A 17,627-nucleotide genomic window follows, 5' to 3' on the forward strand; every position below is an offset into this window, starting at 1 on the left:
GCCACTTGTATACAATTACAAAACGTAAGAGGCACAAAACCATGAGCAAAATGAGAGCAATCGAAGCCGCCGTTCTGGTGATGCGCCGTGAAGGGGTTGATACCGCTTTTGGCATCCCGGGCGCCGCGATCAACCCGCTGTACTCCGCCTTGCAGAAAGTCGGCGGCATCGATCACGTCCTCGCTCGCCACGTTGAAGGCGCCTCGCACATGGCCGAGGGCTACACCCGTACCAAGGCCGGCAACATCGGCGTGTGCATCGGCACTTCCGGCCCAGCCGGTACCGACATGGTCACCGGGCTCTACAGCGCCTCGGCCGACTCGATTCCGATCCTGTGCATCACCGGGCAAGCTCCCCGCGCCCGTATGCATAAGGAAGACTTCCAGGCGGTCGACATCACCGCCATCGTCAAGCCCGTGACCAAGTGGGCGACCACGGTCATGGAACCAGGCCAGGTGCCGTACGCGTTCCAGAAAGCCTTCTATGAAATGCGCTCCGGTCGTCCCGGCCCGGTGCTGATCGACCTGCCGTTCGACGTACAGATGGCCGAGATCGAATTCGACATCGACGCCTACGAACCGCTGCCACTGGCCAAGCCCACGGCTAACCGCGTGCAAATCGAGAAGGCCCTGGCCATGCTCGATCAGGCCGAGCGCCCGTTGCTGGTTGCCGGTGGCGGCATCATCAATGCCGACGCCAGCGAGTTGCTGGTGGAATTCGCCGAGCTGACCGGCATTCCGGTGATCCCGACTCTGATGGGCTGGGGCACGATCCCGGACGATCACCCATTGATGGTCGGCATGGTCGGCCTGCAGACGTCGCATCGTTACGGCAACGCCACCCTGTTGAAGTCCGACGTGGTGCTGGGCGTCGGTAACCGTTGGGCCAACCGTCACACCGGTTCGATCGACGTGTACACCGAAGGCCGCAAGTTCATCCACGTTGACATCGAGCCGACGCAGATAGGCCGTGTGTTCAACCCGGACCTGGGCATCGTTTCCGACGCCGCTGCCGCGCTGACCGTGTTCATCGAAGTCGCTCGCGAATGGCAAGCCGCCGGCAAGCTGAAAAACCGCAGCGCCTGGCTGCAAGACTGCCAGCAGCGCAAAGCCAGCCTGCAACGCAAGACGCACTTCGACAACGTGCCGGTCAAGCCGCAGCGCGTGTACGAAGAGATGAACCAGGTATTCGGCAAAGACACCTGCTACGTCAGCACCATCGGTCTGTCGCAGATTGCCGGCGCGCAGTTCCTGCACGTCTACAAGCCGCGTCACTGGATCAACTGCGGTCAGGCCGGCCCGCTGGGCTGGACCATTCCGGCAGCGCTGGGCGTGGTCAAGGCCGATCCGACCCGCAAGGTCGTGGCACTGTCGGGCGACTATGATTTCCAGTTCATGATCGAAGAGTTGGCGGTGGGCGCGCAGTTCAAGCTGCCGTACATCCACGTTGTGGTAAACAATTCGTACCTGGGGCTGATTCGTCAGGCCCAGCGCGGTTTCGACATGGACTACTGCGTGCAGCTGTCCTTCGACAACCTCAATGCTCCGGAGCTCAACGGTTACGGCGTTGACCACGTCGCCGTTGCCGAAGGCCTCGGCTGCAAAGCGTTGCGCGTGTTCGAACCGGGTCAGATCCAGCCTGCCCTGCGCAAGGCTCAGGAGCTGATCGAAGAGTTCAAGGTGCCGGTGATCGTCGAGATTATTCTGGAGCGCGTGACCAACATTTCCATGGGCACCGAGATCAACGCCGTCAACGAATTCGAAGACCTGGCGCTGGTCGGCAACGATGCGCCAACCGCGATTTCGTTGCTCGATTGATCGTTCCCCCTGTGGGAGCGGGCTTGCTCGCGAAGGCGGCGGCACAGTCAACATTGATGTCGCCTGATACACCGCTTTCGCGAGCAAGCCCGCTCCCACAGGGGAACCCACACATATACGGGAGACCACCATGCCGCGTTTCGCAGCCAACCTGTCCATGCTGTTCACCGAACAGGATTTTCTTGCCCGTTTTGAAGCGGCCGCCAAGGCCGGCTTCAGTGGTGTCGAGTACCTGTTTCCTTACGACTTCAGCTCCGCCGAGATCAAGGCCAAGCTCGACGCCAACGGTCTGACCCAGGTGCTGTTCAACCTGCCGGCCGGTGACTGGGCGAAGGGCGAACGCGGTATTGCGTGCCTGCCGGACCGGGTCGAAGAGTTCCGCGCCGGGGTCGATCTGGCGATCGCCTACGCGCAGGTGCTGGGCAACACCCAGGTCAATTGCCTGGCCGGTATTCGTCCACAAGGCATCGACGATGCCAGCGTGGAAAAAACCTTCGTCGCCAACCTCAAGTACGCCGCCGACAAGCTGCAAGCGGCGGGCATCAAACTGGTGATGGAAGCGATCAACACCCGCGACATCCCGGGGTTCTACCTGAACAACACGGCGCAAGCCCTGTCGATTCGCGAACAGGTCGGCAGCGCCAATCTGTTCCTGCAATACGACATCTATCACATGCAAATCATGGAAGGCGACCTGGCCCGCACCATGGCCGCGCACCTGGGCGAGATCAACCACATCCAGTTGGCCGACAACCCTGGGCGCAACGAACCGGGCACCGGTGAAATCAACTACCGCTTCCTGTTCGAACACCTCGACCGCATTGGCTATCAAGGGTGGGTTGGCTGTGAATACAAGCCGCTGACCACCACGGAAGCGGGCCTGGGCTGGCTCAAAACCCACAACGCGATCTGACACAACTCTCTGTAGGAGCCGGCTTGCTGGCGATGGCATCACCGCGGGGAATCAGACACACCGCGCCGCCTGGATCGCCGGCAAGCCGGCTCCTACAAAAGCACGCAATTCCTGTAGGAGCCGGCTTGCCGGCGATGGCATCACCGCGATGAATCAGACACATCGCGCCGCCTGGATCGCCGGCAAGCCGGCTCCTACGGAAAACCAATAAAAAGAGGAATTTCTCATGGCGAAAATCGGATTTATCGGCACCGGCATCATGGGCCACCCAATGGCGTTGAACCTGCAGAAAGCCGGTCACAGCCTGTTTCTGTCGGCGCACCACGACGCCGCGCCTGCTGACTTGATCGCGGCGGGCGCCGTCGCCCTGGCCAGCCCGAGAGAAGTCGCGCAAGAAGCCGAATTCATCATCGTCATGGTGCCGGACACCCCGCAGGTCGATGACGTGCTGTTCCGCGCTGACGGCATCGCAGCCGGTGTCGGCAAAGGCAAAATCGTCATCGACATGAGCTCGATCTCGCCCACTGCCACCAAAGCCTTCGCTGCCAAGATCAACGAAAAAGGCGCGCAATACCTCGACGCACCCGTATCCGGCGGTGAAGTCGGCGCCAAGGCCGCGACCCTGAGCATCATGGTCGGCGGCGATGCCGATGCCTTCGAACGCGCCCTGCCGCTGTTCCAGTCGATGGGCAAGAACATCACCCTGGTCGGTGGCAACGGCGACGGGCAAACCGCGAAAGTGGCGAACCAGATCATCGTCGCGCTGAACATCCAGGCCGTGGCCGAAGCCCTGCTGTTCGCTTCGAAAAACGGTGCCGATCCAGCCAAGGTGCGTGAAGCGCTGATGGGCGGTTTCGCTTCGTCGAAGATCCTCGAAGTGCACGGCGAGCGCATGATCAAAGGCACCTTCGACCCAGGCTTCCGCATCAGCCTGCACCAGAAGGACCTGAACCTGGCCCTGCAAGGCGCCAAAGAACTGAACATCAACCTGCCGAACACCGCCAACACCCAGCAAGTGTTCAGCACCTGCGCGGCCATCGGTGGCAGCAACTGGGACCACTCGGCGCTGATCAAAGGCCTGGAACACATGGCGAATTTCTCGATTCGCGATAAGTAACATTCGCCGCAATACCTGTGGGAGCTGGCTTGCCAGCGATGCCATCGCCTCGGTCTACCTGAAAGACCGCTGCGCCTGAATCGCTGGCAAGCCAGCTCCCACAGGACCGCGTCGCAACACCTGCTGTCGTCTTATCCCAATAACAAGAATTCCGGGAGCCCGCCATGTCGGTCGATCCGCAACAATTCCTGCGCGAGCTGTTTGCCACAGCCATTGACGCGGCCCATCCGCAGCAAGTCCTCGAAGCCCATTTACCCACCGATCGCAGCGGTCGCGTGATCGTCATTGGCGCCGGCAAAGCTGCCGCCGCCATGGCCCAAGTGGTCGAGCGCTGCTGGCAGGGTGAAGTGTCCGGCCTGGTGGTGACGCGTTACGGTCACGGCGCCCCGTGCGAAAAAATCGAAGTCGTCGAAGCCGCTCACCCGGTGCCGGACGCTGCTGGCCTGGCCGTCGCCAAACGCGTGCTGGAGCTGGTCAGCAACCTCAGCGAAGACGACCGCGTGATCTTTCTGCTCTCCGGTGGAGGTTCAGCGTTGCTGGCCCTTCCGGCCCAAGGCATCACCCTCGCCGACAAGCAGTCGATCAATAAAGCCCTGCTCAAATCCGGTGCGACCATCGGCGAGATGAACTGCGTGCGCAAGCACCTCTCGGCGATCAAGGGTGGCCGTCTCGGCAAGGCCTGCTGGCCCGCCACTGTTTATACCTACGCAATTTCCGATGTGCCGGGCGACCTCGCCACGGTCATCGCCTCCGGCCCGACTGTAGCCGACCCGAGCACCTCCGCCGAAGCGCTGGCGATCCTCAAGCGCTACGGCATCGAGGTTCCAGCCTCGGTACGCAACTGGCTGCAAAACCCCGAATCGGAGACGGTCAAACCCGGCGACCCGAGCCTGGCGCGCAGTCATTTCCAATTGATTGCCCGTCCGCAACAGTCACTTGAAGCCGCTGCGGTGAAAGCCCGTCAGGCTGGCTTCAGCCCGCTGATCCTCGGCGACCTCGAAGGCGAATCCCGCGAAGTGGCCAAGGTTCACGCCGGCATCGCGCGGCAAGTGGTCTTGCATGGCCAGCCCTTGGCGACGCCGTGCGTGATTCTGTCCGGCGGCGAAACCACGGTCACCGTGCGTGGCAACGGTCGCGGCGGACGCAACGCCGAATTCCTGCTCAGCCTGACCGACAGCCTCAAGGGCCTGCCCGGCGTCTACGCACTGGCCGGTGATACCGATGGCATCGACGGCTCCGAAGACAACGCCGGGGCGCTCATGACCCCGGACAGCTACGCCCGCGCCGCCGCCCTCGGATTGAGCGCCAGCGACGAGTTGGACAACAACAATGGCTACGGCTATTTCGCGGCGCTCGACGCGCTGATCGTCACCGAGCCGACCCGCACCAACGTCAACGACTTCCGCGCCATCCTGATTCTCGAGAGCACAAAAAATGACGCCTGATAAAAAGGTCAAAATCCTCGCCACCCTCGGCCCGGCCACCGACGGGATCGAAGACATCCGCGAGCTGGTGCAGGCCGGGGTCAACATCTTCCGCCTGAACTTCAGCCACGGCGATCACGCCGACCACGCTCAACGCTATCAATGGATTCGTGAAGTCGAGCGCCAGCTGAATTACCCGCTCGGGATCCTGATGGACCTGCAAGGCCCGAAACTGCGAGTCGGCAAGTTCGCCGAAGGCAAGGTGCAGTTGCATCGCGGTCAGGCCCTGCGCCTGGACCTCGATCCGACGCCGGGTGACCAACGCCGGGTCAACCTGCCGCATCCGGAAATCATCGCCGCGCTGGAGCCGGGCATGGACCTGCTGCTGGACGACGGTAAGCTGCGGCTGCGCGTGGTCAATAAGTACGCCGACGCGATCGACACCACCGTGCTCAATGGCGGCGAACTCTCGGACCGCAAAGGCGTGAACGTCCCGCAAGCGGTGCTGGAGTTGAGCCCGCTGACAGCCAAGGATCGCCGCGATTTGAGTTTCGGCCTGGAGCTGGGTGTGGACTGGGTCGCGCTGTCGTTCGTGCAACGCCCGGAAGACATTCGCGAAGCGCGTGAACTGATCGGCGACAAAGCGTTTTTGATGGCCAAGATCGAGAAGCCGTTAGCGGTGACTCAACTGCGGGAAATCGCCGAATTGAGCGACGCGATCATGGTTGCCCGTGGCGACCTCGGCGTCGAAGTGCCGGCCGAAAGCGTGCCGCAGATTCAGAAGAACATCATCAGTATCTGCCGCGAACTGGGCAAACCGGTGGTGGTGGCGACGCAGATGCTGGAATCGATGCGCTTCTCCCCGGCCCCGACCCGCGCCGAAGTCACCGACGTCGCCAACGCAGTGGTCGAAGGCGCCGACGCCGTGATGCTGTCGGCGGAAACCGCGTCCGGCGAGTACCCGCTGGAAGCCGTGCAGATGATGAGCAAGATCATCCGCCAGGTCGAAAACGGTCCGGATTATCAGACACAACTGGATGTCAGTCGGCCTAAGGCTGAGGCGACGGTATCCGATGCGATCAGCTGCGCGATTCGTCGCATCAGTAACGTCTTGCCGGTGGCGGTGCTGGTGAACTACAGCGAATCCGGCACGTCGAGCCTGCGTGCGGCGCGGGAACGTCCGACGGTACCGATTCTGAACCTGACGCCGAACCTGCAGACCGCTCGCCGCCTGACCGTGGCGTGGGGCGTGCATTCGGTGGTCAATGATCGGCTGCGCCAGGTGGACGAGGTGTGCTCGACGGCGTTGGAGATTGCGCAGGCGCAGGGCATGGCTCAGCGCGGCGATACGTTATTGATCACCGCGGGTGTGCCGTTTGGGCAGCCTGGGTCGACTAACTCCTTGCGTATCGAGACGTTGATCTAGAGCGCCCATACCGGCCTCATCGCCAGCAGGCTGGCTCCTACAGGGACAGCGTATTTCTGTAGGAGCTGGCTTGCCAGCGATGCAGGCGACTCGGTCCCACTGACACACTGAACGAAAATGCCTGCCAACCACTTCAACACCCACTGCCCCGATTGGGCGACTGCCCTGCTCAACGGCTTCAGCCAGATCTTCCTCCAGCGCCATCCGCTGTGTGGTCTGCTGTGTCTGTTGGCGATTCTTTTTACCGCGCCCACCCTGCTCGGCGGCGCACTGCTGGGCGGTGTCGCCGGTTTGCTCACCGCGCAGCGTCGCCACTACGCCAAGGCCGATCGCCAGGCCGGGCTGTTCAGTTACAACGGTGTCCTGCTCGGTTTGCTGCTGAGCCTGTATTTCCCTTGGTCAGCGCTATTGCCGCCGCTGATCATCGCTGCGGGAGGCCTGAGCGCGATGCTCACTCAGCAGTGGCTCAAACGCATCCGGGTCAGCCAATACCTGCCTGCCTATACGGCACCTTTCGTGGGGCTGAGCTGGGTGCTGCTGTGCTTCGCCACACCCTCGACAACAGCGCATTTGATCGAAATCAATACGCTGAACCTGCTCGCGGCACCACTGAAAGGCTTCGGTCAGGTGATGTTCCTTGGCCATCCGCTGGCCGGTGCGATGATTGCCGTGGGTTTGCTGATCGCTGATCGCCGCGCCTTCTGCTGGGCGTTGTTGGCGTCTGTCGCGGGCATGGGCTGGAGCCTGCTGCATCACGACTTTTATACCGCATTGATCGGCCTCGGTGGCTATAACGCCGTACTCGCCGCCCTCGCCTTCAGCACGCAACGCCAGCAGGCGTGGCTGCCGCTGGTCGGCATTGCATCAGCGCTGTTGCTGACGCCGGTGTTTGCCGCCATCGGTCTGCCAACGCTGACCGCGCCGTTCATCCTCGCCTGCTGGCTGATCCGCACGGTTGTTCAAAGGCTCGGCAAGAGCACTGTCACCGGTACGCCTTGCACTCTGGAGGAGAATCAACCTAGGCTTCGCTGATTCTCGATTCAGGCGTTTTCCATGGACAGCAGCAAAAACTGGCGTGAAGACCTTTACGTCATGGTTTTCCAGAGCGACACCAAGGCCGGGCGGCGCTTCGACGGCATTCTGCTGTTGATCATCCTCGCCAGCATCATCATCGTGATGCTCGACAGCATTGACTCGATTCATCAGAACTACGCCAACGTGCTGGCGAACATCGAGTGGGGCTTCACCGTCATCTTCGTCATCGAATACGGCTTGCGCCTGTACTGCTCACCCAAGCCATTGCGCTATGCGTTCAGCTTTTACGGGCTGGTGGATTTGCTGGCGATCGTGCCCGGGATCCTGGCGCTGTATTACGCCGATGCGCAGTACTTGCTGATTATCCGGATCATCCGGATGCTGCGGATCTTCCGCGTGCTCAAGCTCAGCCCCTACCTTAAGCAAGCCAACTACCTGATGTCGGCGCTGCGCGGCAGCAAGCAGAAAATCGTGGTGTTTCTGGTCAGTGTCTGCACCCTGGTGACGGTGTTCGGCACGCTGATGTACGTGATCGAAGGCCCGGAGCACGGCTTCACCAGCATTCCCAAAGGTATCTACTGGGCGATTGTCACGTTGACCACGGTGGGCTTCGGCGACATCGTACCCAAGACACCGTTGGGCCAGGTGATTTCGTCCCTGGTGATGATCACCGGTTACTCGATCATCGCCGTGCCAACCGGGATTTTCACCGCCGAACTGGCCAACGCCATGCGCGGTGAACAGTTGCAACACGACTGCCCGGTGTGCAAGAAAAACAGCCATGAACACGGGGCGGCGTTTTGCTCCCGTTGCGGGAATGCTTTGTTTAAGAAAATGGAATAAGCAAAGTGCTTTTTAATCTTTAAAGGCCTATGCGAGCCCGGCTATAGTCGCTGGCAAATTGCCTCACTTTTAAATTAGAACAAGGATTGCGCAGTGAAAAAACTCTTTGGCGCCTCACTTCTGGCCGCTGGCCTGGCCCTGACCAGCGTGGCTCAGGCCGCACCGACTCTGCTCAACGTTTCCTACGACGTGATGCGAGACTTCTACAAGGACTACAACACTGCGTTCCAGAAACACTGGCAAGCCGAACACAACGAAAACATCACCTTGCAGATGTCCTTCGGCGGCTCCAGCAAACAGGCGCGTTCGGTGATCGATGGCCTGCCGGCTGACGTCATCACCATGAACATGGCCACCGACATCAACGCCTTGGCGGACAACGGCAAACTGGTCCCGGACAACTGGGTCACCCGCCTGCCGAACAACAGCGCACCGTTCACCTCGGCCACCGTGTTCATCGTCCGCAAAGGCAACCCGAAAGCCCTGAAAGACTGGCCGGACCTGCTCAAGGACGGCGTGCAAGTGATCGTGCCGAACCCCAAGACCTCGGGTAACGGTCGCTACACTTATCTGTCCGCCTGGGGTTACGTGCTGAAAAACGGCGGTGACGAGAACAAGGCCAAAGACTTCGTCGGCAAGCTGTTCAAGCAAGCGCCGGTGCTGGATACCGGTGGCCGTGCCGCCACCACCACGTTCATGACCAACCAGATCGGCGACGTGCTGGTGACCTTCGAAAACGAAGCGGAAATGATCGCCCGTGAGTTTGGTCGTGACCAGTTTGAAGTGATCTACCCAAGCGTCTCCGCTGAAGCCGAGCCGCCGGTGTCGGTGGTCGACAAAACCGACGACAAGAAAGGCACCCGCGCTGCGGCCGAGGAATACCTGAAGTACCTGTGGTCGCCGGAAGGTCAGGAGATTGCCGCCGCCAACTACCTGCGTCCGCGTGATCCGGCAGTGCTGGCCAAGTACACCGATCGCTTCCCGAAAGTGGATTTCCTGTCGGTGGAGAAGACCTTCGGTGACTGGCGCACAGTGCAGAAGACGCACTTCAATGACGGCGGGATTTTTGATCAGATTTACGCTCAGTAAACGCTGAGGGCCCAATGAAAAAGGCGACCTGAGAAGGTCGCCTTTTTTTGTGGAAGTGTCGCCACGCCACAGAACAACTGTGGGAGCGGGCTTGCTCGCGAATGCGGTGGGTCATGAGGCATTGATTTCGACTGACACACCGCATTCGCGAGCAAGCCCGCTCCCACAGGAATTTCGGTACACCGTCACATCGGCGGTGTGACGCCATCCTTGCCGGCCGAAATGGATTGAGCGGTCAGCGTTCCATCCGCACTCTGGGTTACAAACGTCACGATCTTCACACCCACCTTCAGCAGACTGCGATCCCCCGGCACCAGGTTCACAATCGGCACATCCTCCGGCACCAGAATCTTCTGCTGTCCTCCCTTGTAGTTAACGGTCAGCACCCGGCCATTACTGACCACCAGATCCCCGACGCTGCCGTTGGTCATGCTGCTGCCCTTGACCAGGTCGAACGGTCGATGCCCATCGCCACTGCCGGCGAGTTCCGGTGGGAAGACATGGACTTCCAGAGCCTTGAGCGAGCCATCTTCCTGAGGAACTGCAGCCGAACCGATGTAACTGCCGGGCTTGATGTCTTCAATGTTGGCCAGGGTGACGGCGCGGACCTTGGTGTCCTTTGTCAGGTTGATGACCACGTTTTCGCCGCTGTTGACGTGGACGTTCAACACGTCGGGACTCACCCCGGTGATCTCGCCGCGTACACCGATGCGCATGCCCGGCGCGTCGGCCGCCTGGGCGAGACCTGCCGTGAACAAGCCAATCAAGCTGATAACTGCAGTACCGCGAATCAGGTGACGGAACATCGGGTTCATGAAAGTGCCTTCCGGTGATGAGTCGTAAGAGAGAACATAAGCACGCTATCGAACAAGATGTAAGTGAATGTATCATCGGACCTCAACCTTCACGCTCACATTCAGCACCACTCATTCCGCAAAGGAATGAGTGCTATCACTCCAATCCCTCTTCCGCCGATTCGACCTGCCACTTAGCCTTCACGCATTCCTTTCTGTTCAGCGAGACACGTTATGAACTCAGCGACCCAGGCGCCCCACGGCGCCACGACAATGACCAAAGGCATGGTGCTGCTGTTTGCCTTCTGCTGCGGCGCCATCGTTGCCAACATTTACTACGCGCAACCGATCATCGGCCTGATCGCGCCGGACATCGGCCTGACCAGCACCATGGCCAGCCTGATCGTTTCGCTGACTCAGATTGGCTACGCACTGGGCCTGTTCTTCCTGGTGCCGCTGGGAGATCTGCTGGAAAACCGCAGGCTGATGATCATCACCACCGTGGTGGCGATTGCCAGTCTGTTGGGCGCCGCGTTCACCGATCAGCCGAATGTGTTTCTGCTGATCTCGTTGCTGGTGGGTTTCAGTTCAGTGTCGGTACAGATCCTGATTCCACTGGCCGCGCACCTGGCGCCGGAGGAATCTCGCGGAAGAGTGGTTGGCGGGATCATGGGCGGTTTGCTGCTGGGAATCCTGTTGGCGCGACCGGTGTCCAGCGTTGTGGCTGACCACTTCGGCTGGCGGGCGATGTTTGTGATTGCGGCGGTGTTGATGGCGGCGATCAGTATCGTGCTGGCCATGACGATTCCCAAGCGCCAGCCTGATCACAGCGCTTCCTATGGCCAGTTGCTCGGCTCTCTGTGGACGCTGCTGCGCCAGCAACCGGTATTGCGCCAGCGCGCGTTTTATCAGGGCTGCATGTTCGCCACGTTCAGCCTGTTCTGGACCGCCGTGCCACTGGAGTTGGCGCGTAATCATGGTTTGTCGCAAACCCAGATCGCGATCTTCGCCCTGGTCGGCGCCATCGGTGCCATCGCCGCGCCTATCGCCGGTCGACTCGCCGATGCAGGTCACACCCGCATCGCTTCGCTGTTGGCGCTGCTGTTCGCCAGCCTGAGCTTCCTGCCAGCGTTCATCCACCCGGTCTACAGCGTCATCGGCCTCGCCGTCACCGGCGTGGTGCTCGACTTCTGCGTGCAGATGAACATGGTCCTCGGCCAACGGGCGGTCTACGCCCTTGACGCCAAAAGCCGCAGCCGCCTGAACGCGCTGTACATGACCAGCATCTTTATCGGCGGTGCGTTTGGTTCTTCGGTGGCCAGCGCGGTGTATGAGCACGGCGGCTGGTTGTGGATTGTGATCGTCGGCAGCGCGTTTCCACTGCTGGCATTGTTGCGGTTTTTGAGTGTTTCACAGAAGCGTTCGCTCGCGACGGCTTGAAGTGCCAAAAGCTTCGCGGGCAAGTTGACTTGCCCGCGATGACTGATTGTCAGCCCCATCTATGCAGGAAGTGCCTTCGTCATCGCGAGCAAGCTCGCTCCCACATTTTGATCATTATAAGGACTTGGGATGGACCGCCTCGCCGCAATGGAAACCTTCGTCTACGTGGTGGAAACCGGTTCGTTTTCCGCTGCCGCGCGACGGCTGGATGTCGGCCAGCCCGCCGTGTCGAAAGCCATCGCGCAACTGGAAACACGGCTTGCGGTCCGGCTACTGTTGCGCTCGACCCGGGGCCTGACGCCGACCGAAGCCGGGCTGGCGTTTTTCGAACGCGCCAAGCGTGCCATCGAGGAAGCCGACGAAGCTGACAACGCAGCTCGCGGTGCCGCCAACGGGCTGACCGGCAACCTGCGCATCTGCGCCGCCGTGACCTTCGGCCGGATGCACATCGTTGCGCACCTCGGCGCGTTTCTCGAACAAAATCCTGAATTGACCATCGACCTGATGCTGGATGATCGCAACGTCAATCTGGTGGAAGAAGGGATCGACGTCGCCCTGCGTATGGGCACCTTGAGCGACTCGAACCTCACTGCGCGCAAGATCGCCGAATGTCGGCGTGTGGTGCTGGGCACGCCGGCGTACTTCGAACAACACGGCGAACCCGCCTGCCCTGCCGATCTGAGCCAGCATCAGGCGGTCATTTACACGCTGGCCGGCGGCGCACACTGGCCGTTCAAAAAGGCTGAAGAAGAACAAACCGTCACCGTCAGCGGCAGGATTCGCGTCAGCGCCGCGGAGGGTCTGCGTGAAGCGGTGCTGGCCCATCAGGGGCTGACCATGGCGTCGGCGTGGATGTTTGCACCGGAACTGGCCAGCGGCGAGGTCAGGGAGGTGATGACCGAGTGGACGCTGCCGGTTCAAGAGCTGTGGGCGGTGTTTCCGACCGGGCGAATGGCCAGCGCCAAGGCTCGGGCGTTTGTGGAATATGTGCAGGGGTTGTTGGTAAAAAAGGTCTGACAAACCTTCGTTTCGTTTATGAGGATTTTCGATTATTTCGAATATCTTCCAGACAGCAAAACGGCGATCCGTAGATCGCCGTTTCCATTTACTGCCCGAATTGCCGTCCCAAACCACCCGGCACGCCGTGAATATCGGTTTCCTCCCAAGGCCCGTTCGGGCTGATCGAGCGGCTCCAGCCGTTGTTCCAGCGGTAATACGTGCGCTGGCGGTAGAAGGTGTTGCTCTGGTCGTCGAGCACATACACGCCAAGTTTCGCATCCCAATGGCTGTTGCCACCCGGCGGTGGCGCGAAGCTGGCGGAGGTGCTCGGCAGCGGTTTGGCGGGCTTGGCTGGAATGCCCGGCTTGCCCGGTGTCGGTGTCGTAGACGGCGTCGGGCGGGGCTGCGACGGCGGGATCGGTGGCAGCCGCGTCGGCTCGGGGCGCTGGACCGCACACGCGCTTAACCCCATAACCAGACTGAGCAGGGTGATACGAGCAATGGCGGTCATGGCGTTGGTTCCTGTTATTTGTCCGGGCTGTCGATGGTCAGTTTTTGCGCCTCGGTGGTGCTGCTGGCCAGAGGCTGGCTGCGACCGATCCATTCACCGGCAGTCGGTTGGCCGGCCCGTGAGATGCGCGCAACCAGTTGGACTTCAGGGAAGTTCGACAGTTTCAACTGCGGCATCATTGCGTCGGCATCGCCCAGTTCGACGGTCGCAGGCAAGTCAGCCACAGTCAGGCGTTTGGCAGCCAGCGGTGCCGGAGGCCCCGAGGTGGCGCGGGCGAAGATGAACACGCTGTCGCCCGGCTGAACCTTGGCCTTGAGCTCTGGTGCCAGATCGACGCGGACCTTGAGCAGCGCCGCAACCTTTGCCGCAGGCGCCTGGGCAACCTTGCCGCCGCTGGCTTCGAGTTTCTCGGTGGCCCGGGCAATCCCGCCTTGCAGCGCGGCGCGGGAGTTGTCTTCCGGTGGCAGTTGCGCCAACAGGCGATTCCAGTAATCGATGGCGTCCTGATAATGTGCGCTTTCAAACGCGGCGATACCGAGCAGGCCGAGACTGGTGACTTCCTTCGGATCGGCTTTCAGCGCTTCGTCGGTCAGGGCCTGAACCTTGTCCGACCACTTCTTGCCATCGGCGAAGTACTGGGCTTGCGCCCATTGACCAAGCAGTTCCGGCTGACGACCGGCCACGTTCACCGTGCGCTCGAAGATCTTCGCCGCGTCGGCGGGACGATCCTGCGCCATGTAAGTGCGACCCAGGAAGTACAGGCCTTCGGCCGATTCCGGTTGAGCGGCGACGGCACGTTCCAGACGGCGGGTCATTTCCTCCATCGACTGCGACGCCTGAGCGAATTCTCGGGTCAGTTCAACCTTGTCGCTCGCGCCGAAATGCAGGTAGAGCCCAAGCCCCAATACCGGCACCAGAATCGCCGCCAGCAATGGCAACGGTTTGCCCAGACGGGAAACGCGCGGAGCCTCCACGCCTTCGGTGTCGGCGAGCAATTCGCGGGCCGCTTCGGCGCGGCCGGTGTCCATTTGCGCGGTGTCGAGCACGCCCTCTTCCTGCTGAGTCTGCAACTCAGCCACGCGCTCTTGATACAGCGCGACGTTCAGGGCGGTACGATCCTCTTCAAGCTGGGCGCGGCGGCCACGCAGAACGGGGATCAACAGAAAACTCAGGGCAACCAGAAGCAGCAGACCTGCAGCGAGCCAGAAATCAATCATTCTTGGTTTTTATCCAACAGTTGATCGAGGCGCTCGCGCTCCTCGGCAGAAAGCTCATCCTTGGCATCAGCGCGTTGCACGCGACGACGGCGGACGATCACGGCGATGATCACAAAACCGCCCAGCAACAGGCCGGCCGGGCCGAACCAGAGCAAAGCGGTCTTGGCGTTGAGTGCAGGTTTGTAGCGGACGAAATCACCGTAGCGGTCGACCATGAAGTCGATGATCTGCTGATTGTCCTTGCCCTCGCCAAGCATGCGGAAAATCTCTTTGCGCAGGTCGGCGGCGATCGGTGCGTTGGAATCGGCGATGTCCTGATTCTGGCACTTGGGGCAACGCAGCTCTTTGGTCAGTTCGCGAAAACGCTCGCGATCACCTTCCTTGGCGAACTCATAGGTGTCGATGGCCGCGTGTGCGACGCCGGCCATGCTCAAGCCCAATACAACAGCGGCTATCCAGCGCTTCATGGTTTCGCCTCATCGACCAGCGCCTGATACTTGGCCGCCAGTTTTTCGCGCCAGACCTGCTCGTCGATCACGCCGACGAACTTGTCGCGGATGATGCCTTTGGCATCGATGAAGAAGGTTTCCGGAGCGCCATACACGCCGAGGTTCAGACCCAGTGTGCCTTCGTCGTCACGGATATCCAGTTGGTACGGGTTGTGGAATTCCACCAGCCACTTCAAGGCATCCGCATTGACGTCCTTGTAGTTGATGCCGTAGATCACCACCCCCTTCTCGGCCAGTTTGTTCAACACCGGGTGCTCGACCCGGCAGGAAATGCACCAGGTGCCCCACACGTTAACCAGCGCCGGTTTACCGAGAATGTCCGCCTTGGTCAGGGTCTTGTCGCCCTGCACCGCGGGCAGGGAAAACTCCGGGAACGGCTTGCCGATCATGGCCGAAGGCAGCTCGGCCGGGTCCAGGTAGAGCCCGCGATACAGGAAAACAGCCACCACCAGAAAAATCGCCAGCGGCAACAGCATCAACCAACGTCTCATGCCGTCGCTCCCGTCATGCCCAATGCTTCACGCACACGGCTTTTCACCTTGACTCGATAACGACGATCCAGCGCCGCCAGCAGCCCGCCGAATCCGGTGAGCAAGCCACCAAACCAGATCCAGCGCACGAACGGTTTGACGTGTACGCGCACGGCCCAGGCGCCATCGCCCAGGGGTTCGCCGAGGGCGACATACAGATCACGGGTGAAACCAGCGTCGATCCCGGCTTCGGTCATCACCGAGTTCTGCACGGTGTACAAGCGTTTTTCCGGGTGCAGCACGCTGACTTCCTTGCCGTCGCGGATTACCCGCACGGTGCCCTTGTCGGAGGTGAAGTTCGGGCCTTCGAAGTGCTTGGCGCCTTCGAACACGAACTGGTAACCACCCAGGTTCATGGACTCGCCCGGCGCCAGGCGCAGGTCACGTTCGGCACTGTTTTGACTCGACAGCACGACACCCAGCGCGCACACGGCGATGCCCAGATGCGCAATCTGCATGCCCCAATAGCTGCGGGTCAGGGTCGGCAGGCCTTTGATCAGGCCTTTGTGGCGGGTCTTGTCGAGGATGTCACGCACGCCGGCCAGCAACACCCATGCCGCTAGCATGAAGGTAGCAATCACTGCCCAGTTGAAATCGCCGTAGGCGACGCCGGCCACCACGGCCAATGCGGCACTGCCGAGCAACACCGGAGTGAGCATGCTTGCCAGCCATTTGACCGGCGTGTCTTTCCAGCGCACCAGCATGCCGACCGCCATCACCATCATCAGCAACGCCATCAACGGAATGAACAGCGCGTTGAAGTACGGCGGGCCGACCGACAGTTTGGCGCCGGTCATCGCATCGAGGATCAGCGGATACAACGTGCCCAGCAGGATCATCGACGCCGCCACCACCAGCACCAGGTTGTTACCCAGCAACAGGGTTTCCCGAGACCAGAGGTTGAAGCCGACATGGCTTTTCACTACTGGCGCGCGCAGGGCGAACAGCGTCAGCGAGCCGCCGACAACGAACAGCAGGAAGATCAGGATAAACACGCCGCGCTCCGGGTCGGACGCAAACGCGTGAACCGACGTCAGCACGCCGGACCGCACGAGGAAAGTCCCGAGCAGGCTCAACGAAAACGCAGCGATGGCCAGCAACACGGTCCAGCTCTTGAACACGCCACGCTTTTCCGTGACCGCCAGCGAGTGAATCAGCGCCGTACCGACCAGCCAAGGCATGAAGGAAGCGTTTTCCACTGGATCCCAGAACCACCAGCCGCCCCAGCCGAGTTCGTAGTAAGCCCACCACGAACCGAGGGTGATGCCAATGCCGAGGAAGGCCCAGGCGACGATGGTCCATGGCCGCGACCAACGCGCCCACGCGGCATCAAGTCGGCCGCCCAGCAGCGCGGCGATGGCAAACGCAAAGGCCACGGAAAAACCGACGTAACCCATGTACAGCATCGGCGGGTGAACAATCAGGCCGATGTCTTGCAACAACGGGTTGAGATCACGACCGTCTGCCGGAATCTGCGGCAGAATCCGTGCGAACGGGTTGGAGGTGAGGATGAGGAACAGCAGGAAACCGGTGCTGATCATGCCCATCACCGCCAGCACGCGCGCCAGCATCACTTGCGGCAACTGCCGGGAGAACACCGACACCGCGAAGGTCCAGCCGCCGAGGATCAAGGCCCACAGCAGCAACGAGCCTTCGTGCGCGCCCCACACCGCACTGAACTTGTAGTACCACGGCAGCGCGCTGTTGGAGTTGCTGGCGACGTAGGCCACCGAGAAGTCGTCGGTCATGAACGCATAAGTCAGGCAACCAAAGGCGAATGCCAGAAAAGCGAACTGGCCCCAGGCGGCTGGCTGGGCCAGGCTCATCCACATGCGATCACCGCGCCAGGCACCGAACAACGGCACCACGGCTTGAACCAGCGCGAAACACAGCGCCAGGATCATGGCCAGATGGCCGAGTTCGGGGATAAACAGCCCTGAACTATAAAGTGCGGACGTCATCG

16 protein-coding genes are annotated in these 17,627 nt (G+C 61.1%); 10 read left to right on the plus strand and 6 right to left on the minus strand.

The features are described 5' to 3' along the window. The first annotated feature begins 41 nt into the window (after positions 1-41). The 8 genes from gcl to ACI77H_RS05840 all read left to right on the plus strand — a co-directional run bounded on the left by gcl (position 42) and on the right by ACI77H_RS05840 (position 9,664). Positions 42-1,817 carry a glyoxylate carboligase gene (gcl, locus tag ACI77H_RS05805; RefSeq protein ID WP_407010881.1) on the plus strand — a complete coding sequence of 592 codons (1,776 nt, stop codon included), beginning with the start codon at positions 42-44 and terminating at the stop codon, positions 1,815-1,817. Between the two features lie 130 nt (positions 1,818-1,947). After that, positions 1,948-2,730 (plus strand): hydroxypyruvate isomerase, encoded by a 783-nt coding sequence (hyi, locus tag ACI77H_RS05810; protein WP_407010882.1) that lies wholly within the window; start codon positions 1,948-1,950, stop codon positions 2,728-2,730. Between the two features lie 226 nt (positions 2,731-2,956). Next, a complete protein-coding gene (locus ACI77H_RS05815) occupies positions 2,957-3,847 on the plus strand; it encodes a 2-hydroxy-3-oxopropionate reductase (protein WP_407010883.1) in 891 nt (296 codons plus the stop codon). A 164-nt stretch (positions 3,848-4,011) separates the two neighbouring features. Beyond that, positions 4,012-5,292, plus strand: a complete 1,281-nt coding sequence (locus ACI77H_RS05820) for a glycerate kinase (protein ID WP_407010884.1) — start codon at positions 4,012-4,014, stop codon at positions 5,290-5,292. Beyond that, entirely contained in the window at positions 5,282-6,697 is a 1,416-nt protein-coding gene (pyk, locus tag ACI77H_RS05825; protein ID WP_407010885.1) for a pyruvate kinase, read from the plus strand. Before ACI77H_RS05820 ends, pyk begins: the two co-directional genes overlap by 11 nt. Positions 6,698-6,814: 117 nt before the next feature. Beyond that, the gene (locus ACI77H_RS05830) at positions 6,815-7,729 is read left to right on the plus strand and encodes an urea transporter (RefSeq protein WP_407010886.1); all 915 of its coding nucleotides are present in this window, start codon (positions 6,815-6,817) and stop codon (positions 7,727-7,729) included. A 21-nt stretch (positions 7,730-7,750) separates the two neighbouring features. After that, positions 7,751-8,575, plus strand: a complete 825-nt coding sequence (locus ACI77H_RS05835) for an ion transporter (protein ID WP_407010888.1) — start codon at positions 7,751-7,753, stop codon at positions 8,573-8,575. A gap of 93 nt (positions 8,576-8,668) precedes the next feature. After that, a complete protein-coding gene (locus ACI77H_RS05840) occupies positions 8,669-9,664 on the plus strand; it encodes a sulfate ABC transporter substrate-binding protein (protein WP_407010890.1) in 996 nt (331 codons plus the stop codon). A 185-nt stretch (positions 9,665-9,849) separates the two neighbouring features. On the opposite strand, the gene ACI77H_RS05845 is transcribed toward ACI77H_RS05840, so the two are convergent. After that, on the minus strand, positions 9,850-10,479 hold the full coding sequence (locus tag ACI77H_RS05845; RefSeq protein ID WP_407010891.1) for a hypothetical protein: 630 nt from the start codon (positions 10,477-10,479) through the stop codon (positions 9,850-9,852). Positions 10,480-10,692: 213 nt separating this feature from the next. On the opposite strand from ACI77H_RS05845, the gene ACI77H_RS05850 reads away from it, so the two are divergent. Further along, the gene (locus ACI77H_RS05850; RefSeq protein ID WP_407010892.1) at positions 10,693-11,898 is read left to right on the plus strand and encodes an MFS transporter; all 1,206 of its coding nucleotides are present in this window, start codon (positions 10,693-10,695) and stop codon (positions 11,896-11,898) included. Between the two features lie 129 nt (positions 11,899-12,027). Beyond that, positions 12,028-12,915, plus strand: a complete 888-nt coding sequence (locus ACI77H_RS05855; protein ID WP_407010893.1) for a LysR family transcriptional regulator — start codon at positions 12,028-12,030, stop codon at positions 12,913-12,915. A gap of 88 nt (positions 12,916-13,003) precedes the next feature. On the opposite strand, the gene ACI77H_RS05860 is transcribed toward ACI77H_RS05855, so the two are convergent. The 5 genes from ACI77H_RS05860 to ACI77H_RS05880 are packed head-to-tail and all read right to left on the minus strand — an operon-like array spanning position 13,004 to position 17,625. Then, positions 13,004-13,408: a hypothetical protein gene (locus ACI77H_RS05860; RefSeq protein WP_407010895.1), complete on the minus strand. Its 405-nt coding sequence runs from the start codon at positions 13,406-13,408 to the stop codon at positions 13,004-13,006. 14 nt (positions 13,409-13,422) lie between these two features. Further along, positions 13,423-14,625 carry a c-type cytochrome biogenesis protein CcmI gene (gene ccmI, locus ACI77H_RS05865; RefSeq protein WP_407010896.1) on the minus strand — a complete coding sequence of 401 codons (1,203 nt, stop codon included), beginning with the start codon at positions 14,623-14,625 and terminating at the stop codon, positions 13,423-13,425. After that, complete coding sequence (locus tag ACI77H_RS05870; RefSeq protein ID WP_407010897.1) at positions 14,622-15,092, minus strand: cytochrome c-type biogenesis protein; 471 nt, start codon at positions 15,090-15,092, stop codon at positions 14,622-14,624. The genes ccmI and ACI77H_RS05870 overlap by 4 nt, the downstream gene beginning before the upstream one ends. After that, positions 15,089-15,625: a DsbE family thiol:disulfide interchange protein gene (locus ACI77H_RS05875; protein ID WP_407010899.1), complete on the minus strand. Its 537-nt coding sequence runs from the start codon at positions 15,623-15,625 to the stop codon at positions 15,089-15,091. The genes ACI77H_RS05870 and ACI77H_RS05875 overlap by 4 nt, the downstream gene beginning before the upstream one ends. After that, positions 15,622-17,625, minus strand: coding sequence for a heme lyase CcmF/NrfE family subunit (locus ACI77H_RS05880; protein ID WP_407010900.1), 2,004 nt, complete (start codon positions 17,623-17,625; stop codon positions 15,622-15,624). Before ACI77H_RS05880 ends, ACI77H_RS05875 begins: the two co-directional genes overlap by 4 nt. Positions 17,626-17,627: the final 2 nt, after the last annotated feature.

This window comes from Pseudomonas sp. O230, assembly GCF_045447035.1.
Classification (GTDB): Bacteria; Pseudomonadota; Gammaproteobacteria; order Pseudomonadales; family Pseudomonadaceae; genus Aquipseudomonas.

Excerpts from the sequence above, each read along its gene's own strand:
- gcl (WP_407010881.1), top strand. The coding sequence starts at position 42 with ATGAGCAAAATGAGAGCAATCGAAGCCGCCGTTCTGGTGATGCGCCGT.
- hyi (WP_407010882.1), top strand. The coding sequence starts at position 1,948 with ATGCCGCGTTTCGCAGCCAACCTGTCCATGCTGTTCACCGAACAGGAT.
- ACI77H_RS05815 (WP_407010883.1), top strand. The coding sequence starts at position 2,957 with ATGGCGAAAATCGGATTTATCGGCACCGGCATCATGGGCCACCCAATG.
- ACI77H_RS05820 (WP_407010884.1), top strand. The coding sequence starts at position 4,012 with ATGTCGGTCGATCCGCAACAATTCCTGCGCGAGCTGTTTGCCACAGCC.
- pyk (WP_407010885.1), top strand. The coding sequence starts at position 5,282 with ATGACGCCTGATAAAAAGGTCAAAATCCTCGCCACCCTCGGCCCGGCC.
- ACI77H_RS05830 (WP_407010886.1), top strand. The coding sequence starts at position 6,815 with ATGCCTGCCAACCACTTCAACACCCACTGCCCCGATTGGGCGACTGCC.
- ACI77H_RS05835 (WP_407010888.1), top strand. The coding sequence starts at position 7,751 with ATGGACAGCAGCAAAAACTGGCGTGAAGACCTTTACGTCATGGTTTTC.
- ACI77H_RS05845 (WP_407010891.1), bottom strand. The coding sequence starts at position 10,479 with ATGAACCCGATGTTCCGTCACCTGATTCGCGGTACTGCAGTTATCAGC.
- ACI77H_RS05850 (WP_407010892.1), top strand. The coding sequence starts at position 10,693 with ATGAACTCAGCGACCCAGGCGCCCCACGGCGCCACGACAATGACCAAA.
- ACI77H_RS05855 (WP_407010893.1), top strand. The coding sequence starts at position 12,028 with ATGGACCGCCTCGCCGCAATGGAAACCTTCGTCTACGTGGTGGAAACC.
- ACI77H_RS05860 (WP_407010895.1), bottom strand. The coding sequence starts at position 13,408 with ATGACCGCCATTGCTCGTATCACCCTGCTCAGTCTGGTTATGGGGTTA.
- ccmI (WP_407010896.1), bottom strand. The coding sequence starts at position 14,625 with ATGATTGATTTCTGGCTCGCTGCAGGTCTGCTGCTTCTGGTTGCCCTG.
- ACI77H_RS05870 (WP_407010897.1), bottom strand. The coding sequence starts at position 15,092 with ATGAAGCGCTGGATAGCCGCTGTTGTATTGGGCTTGAGCATGGCCGGC.
- ACI77H_RS05875 (WP_407010899.1), bottom strand. The coding sequence starts at position 15,625 with ATGAGACGTTGGTTGATGCTGTTGCCGCTGGCGATTTTTCTGGTGGTG.
- ACI77H_RS05880 (WP_407010900.1), bottom strand. The coding sequence starts at position 17,625 with ATGACGTCCGCACTTTATAGTTCAGGGCTGTTTATCCCCGAACTCGGC.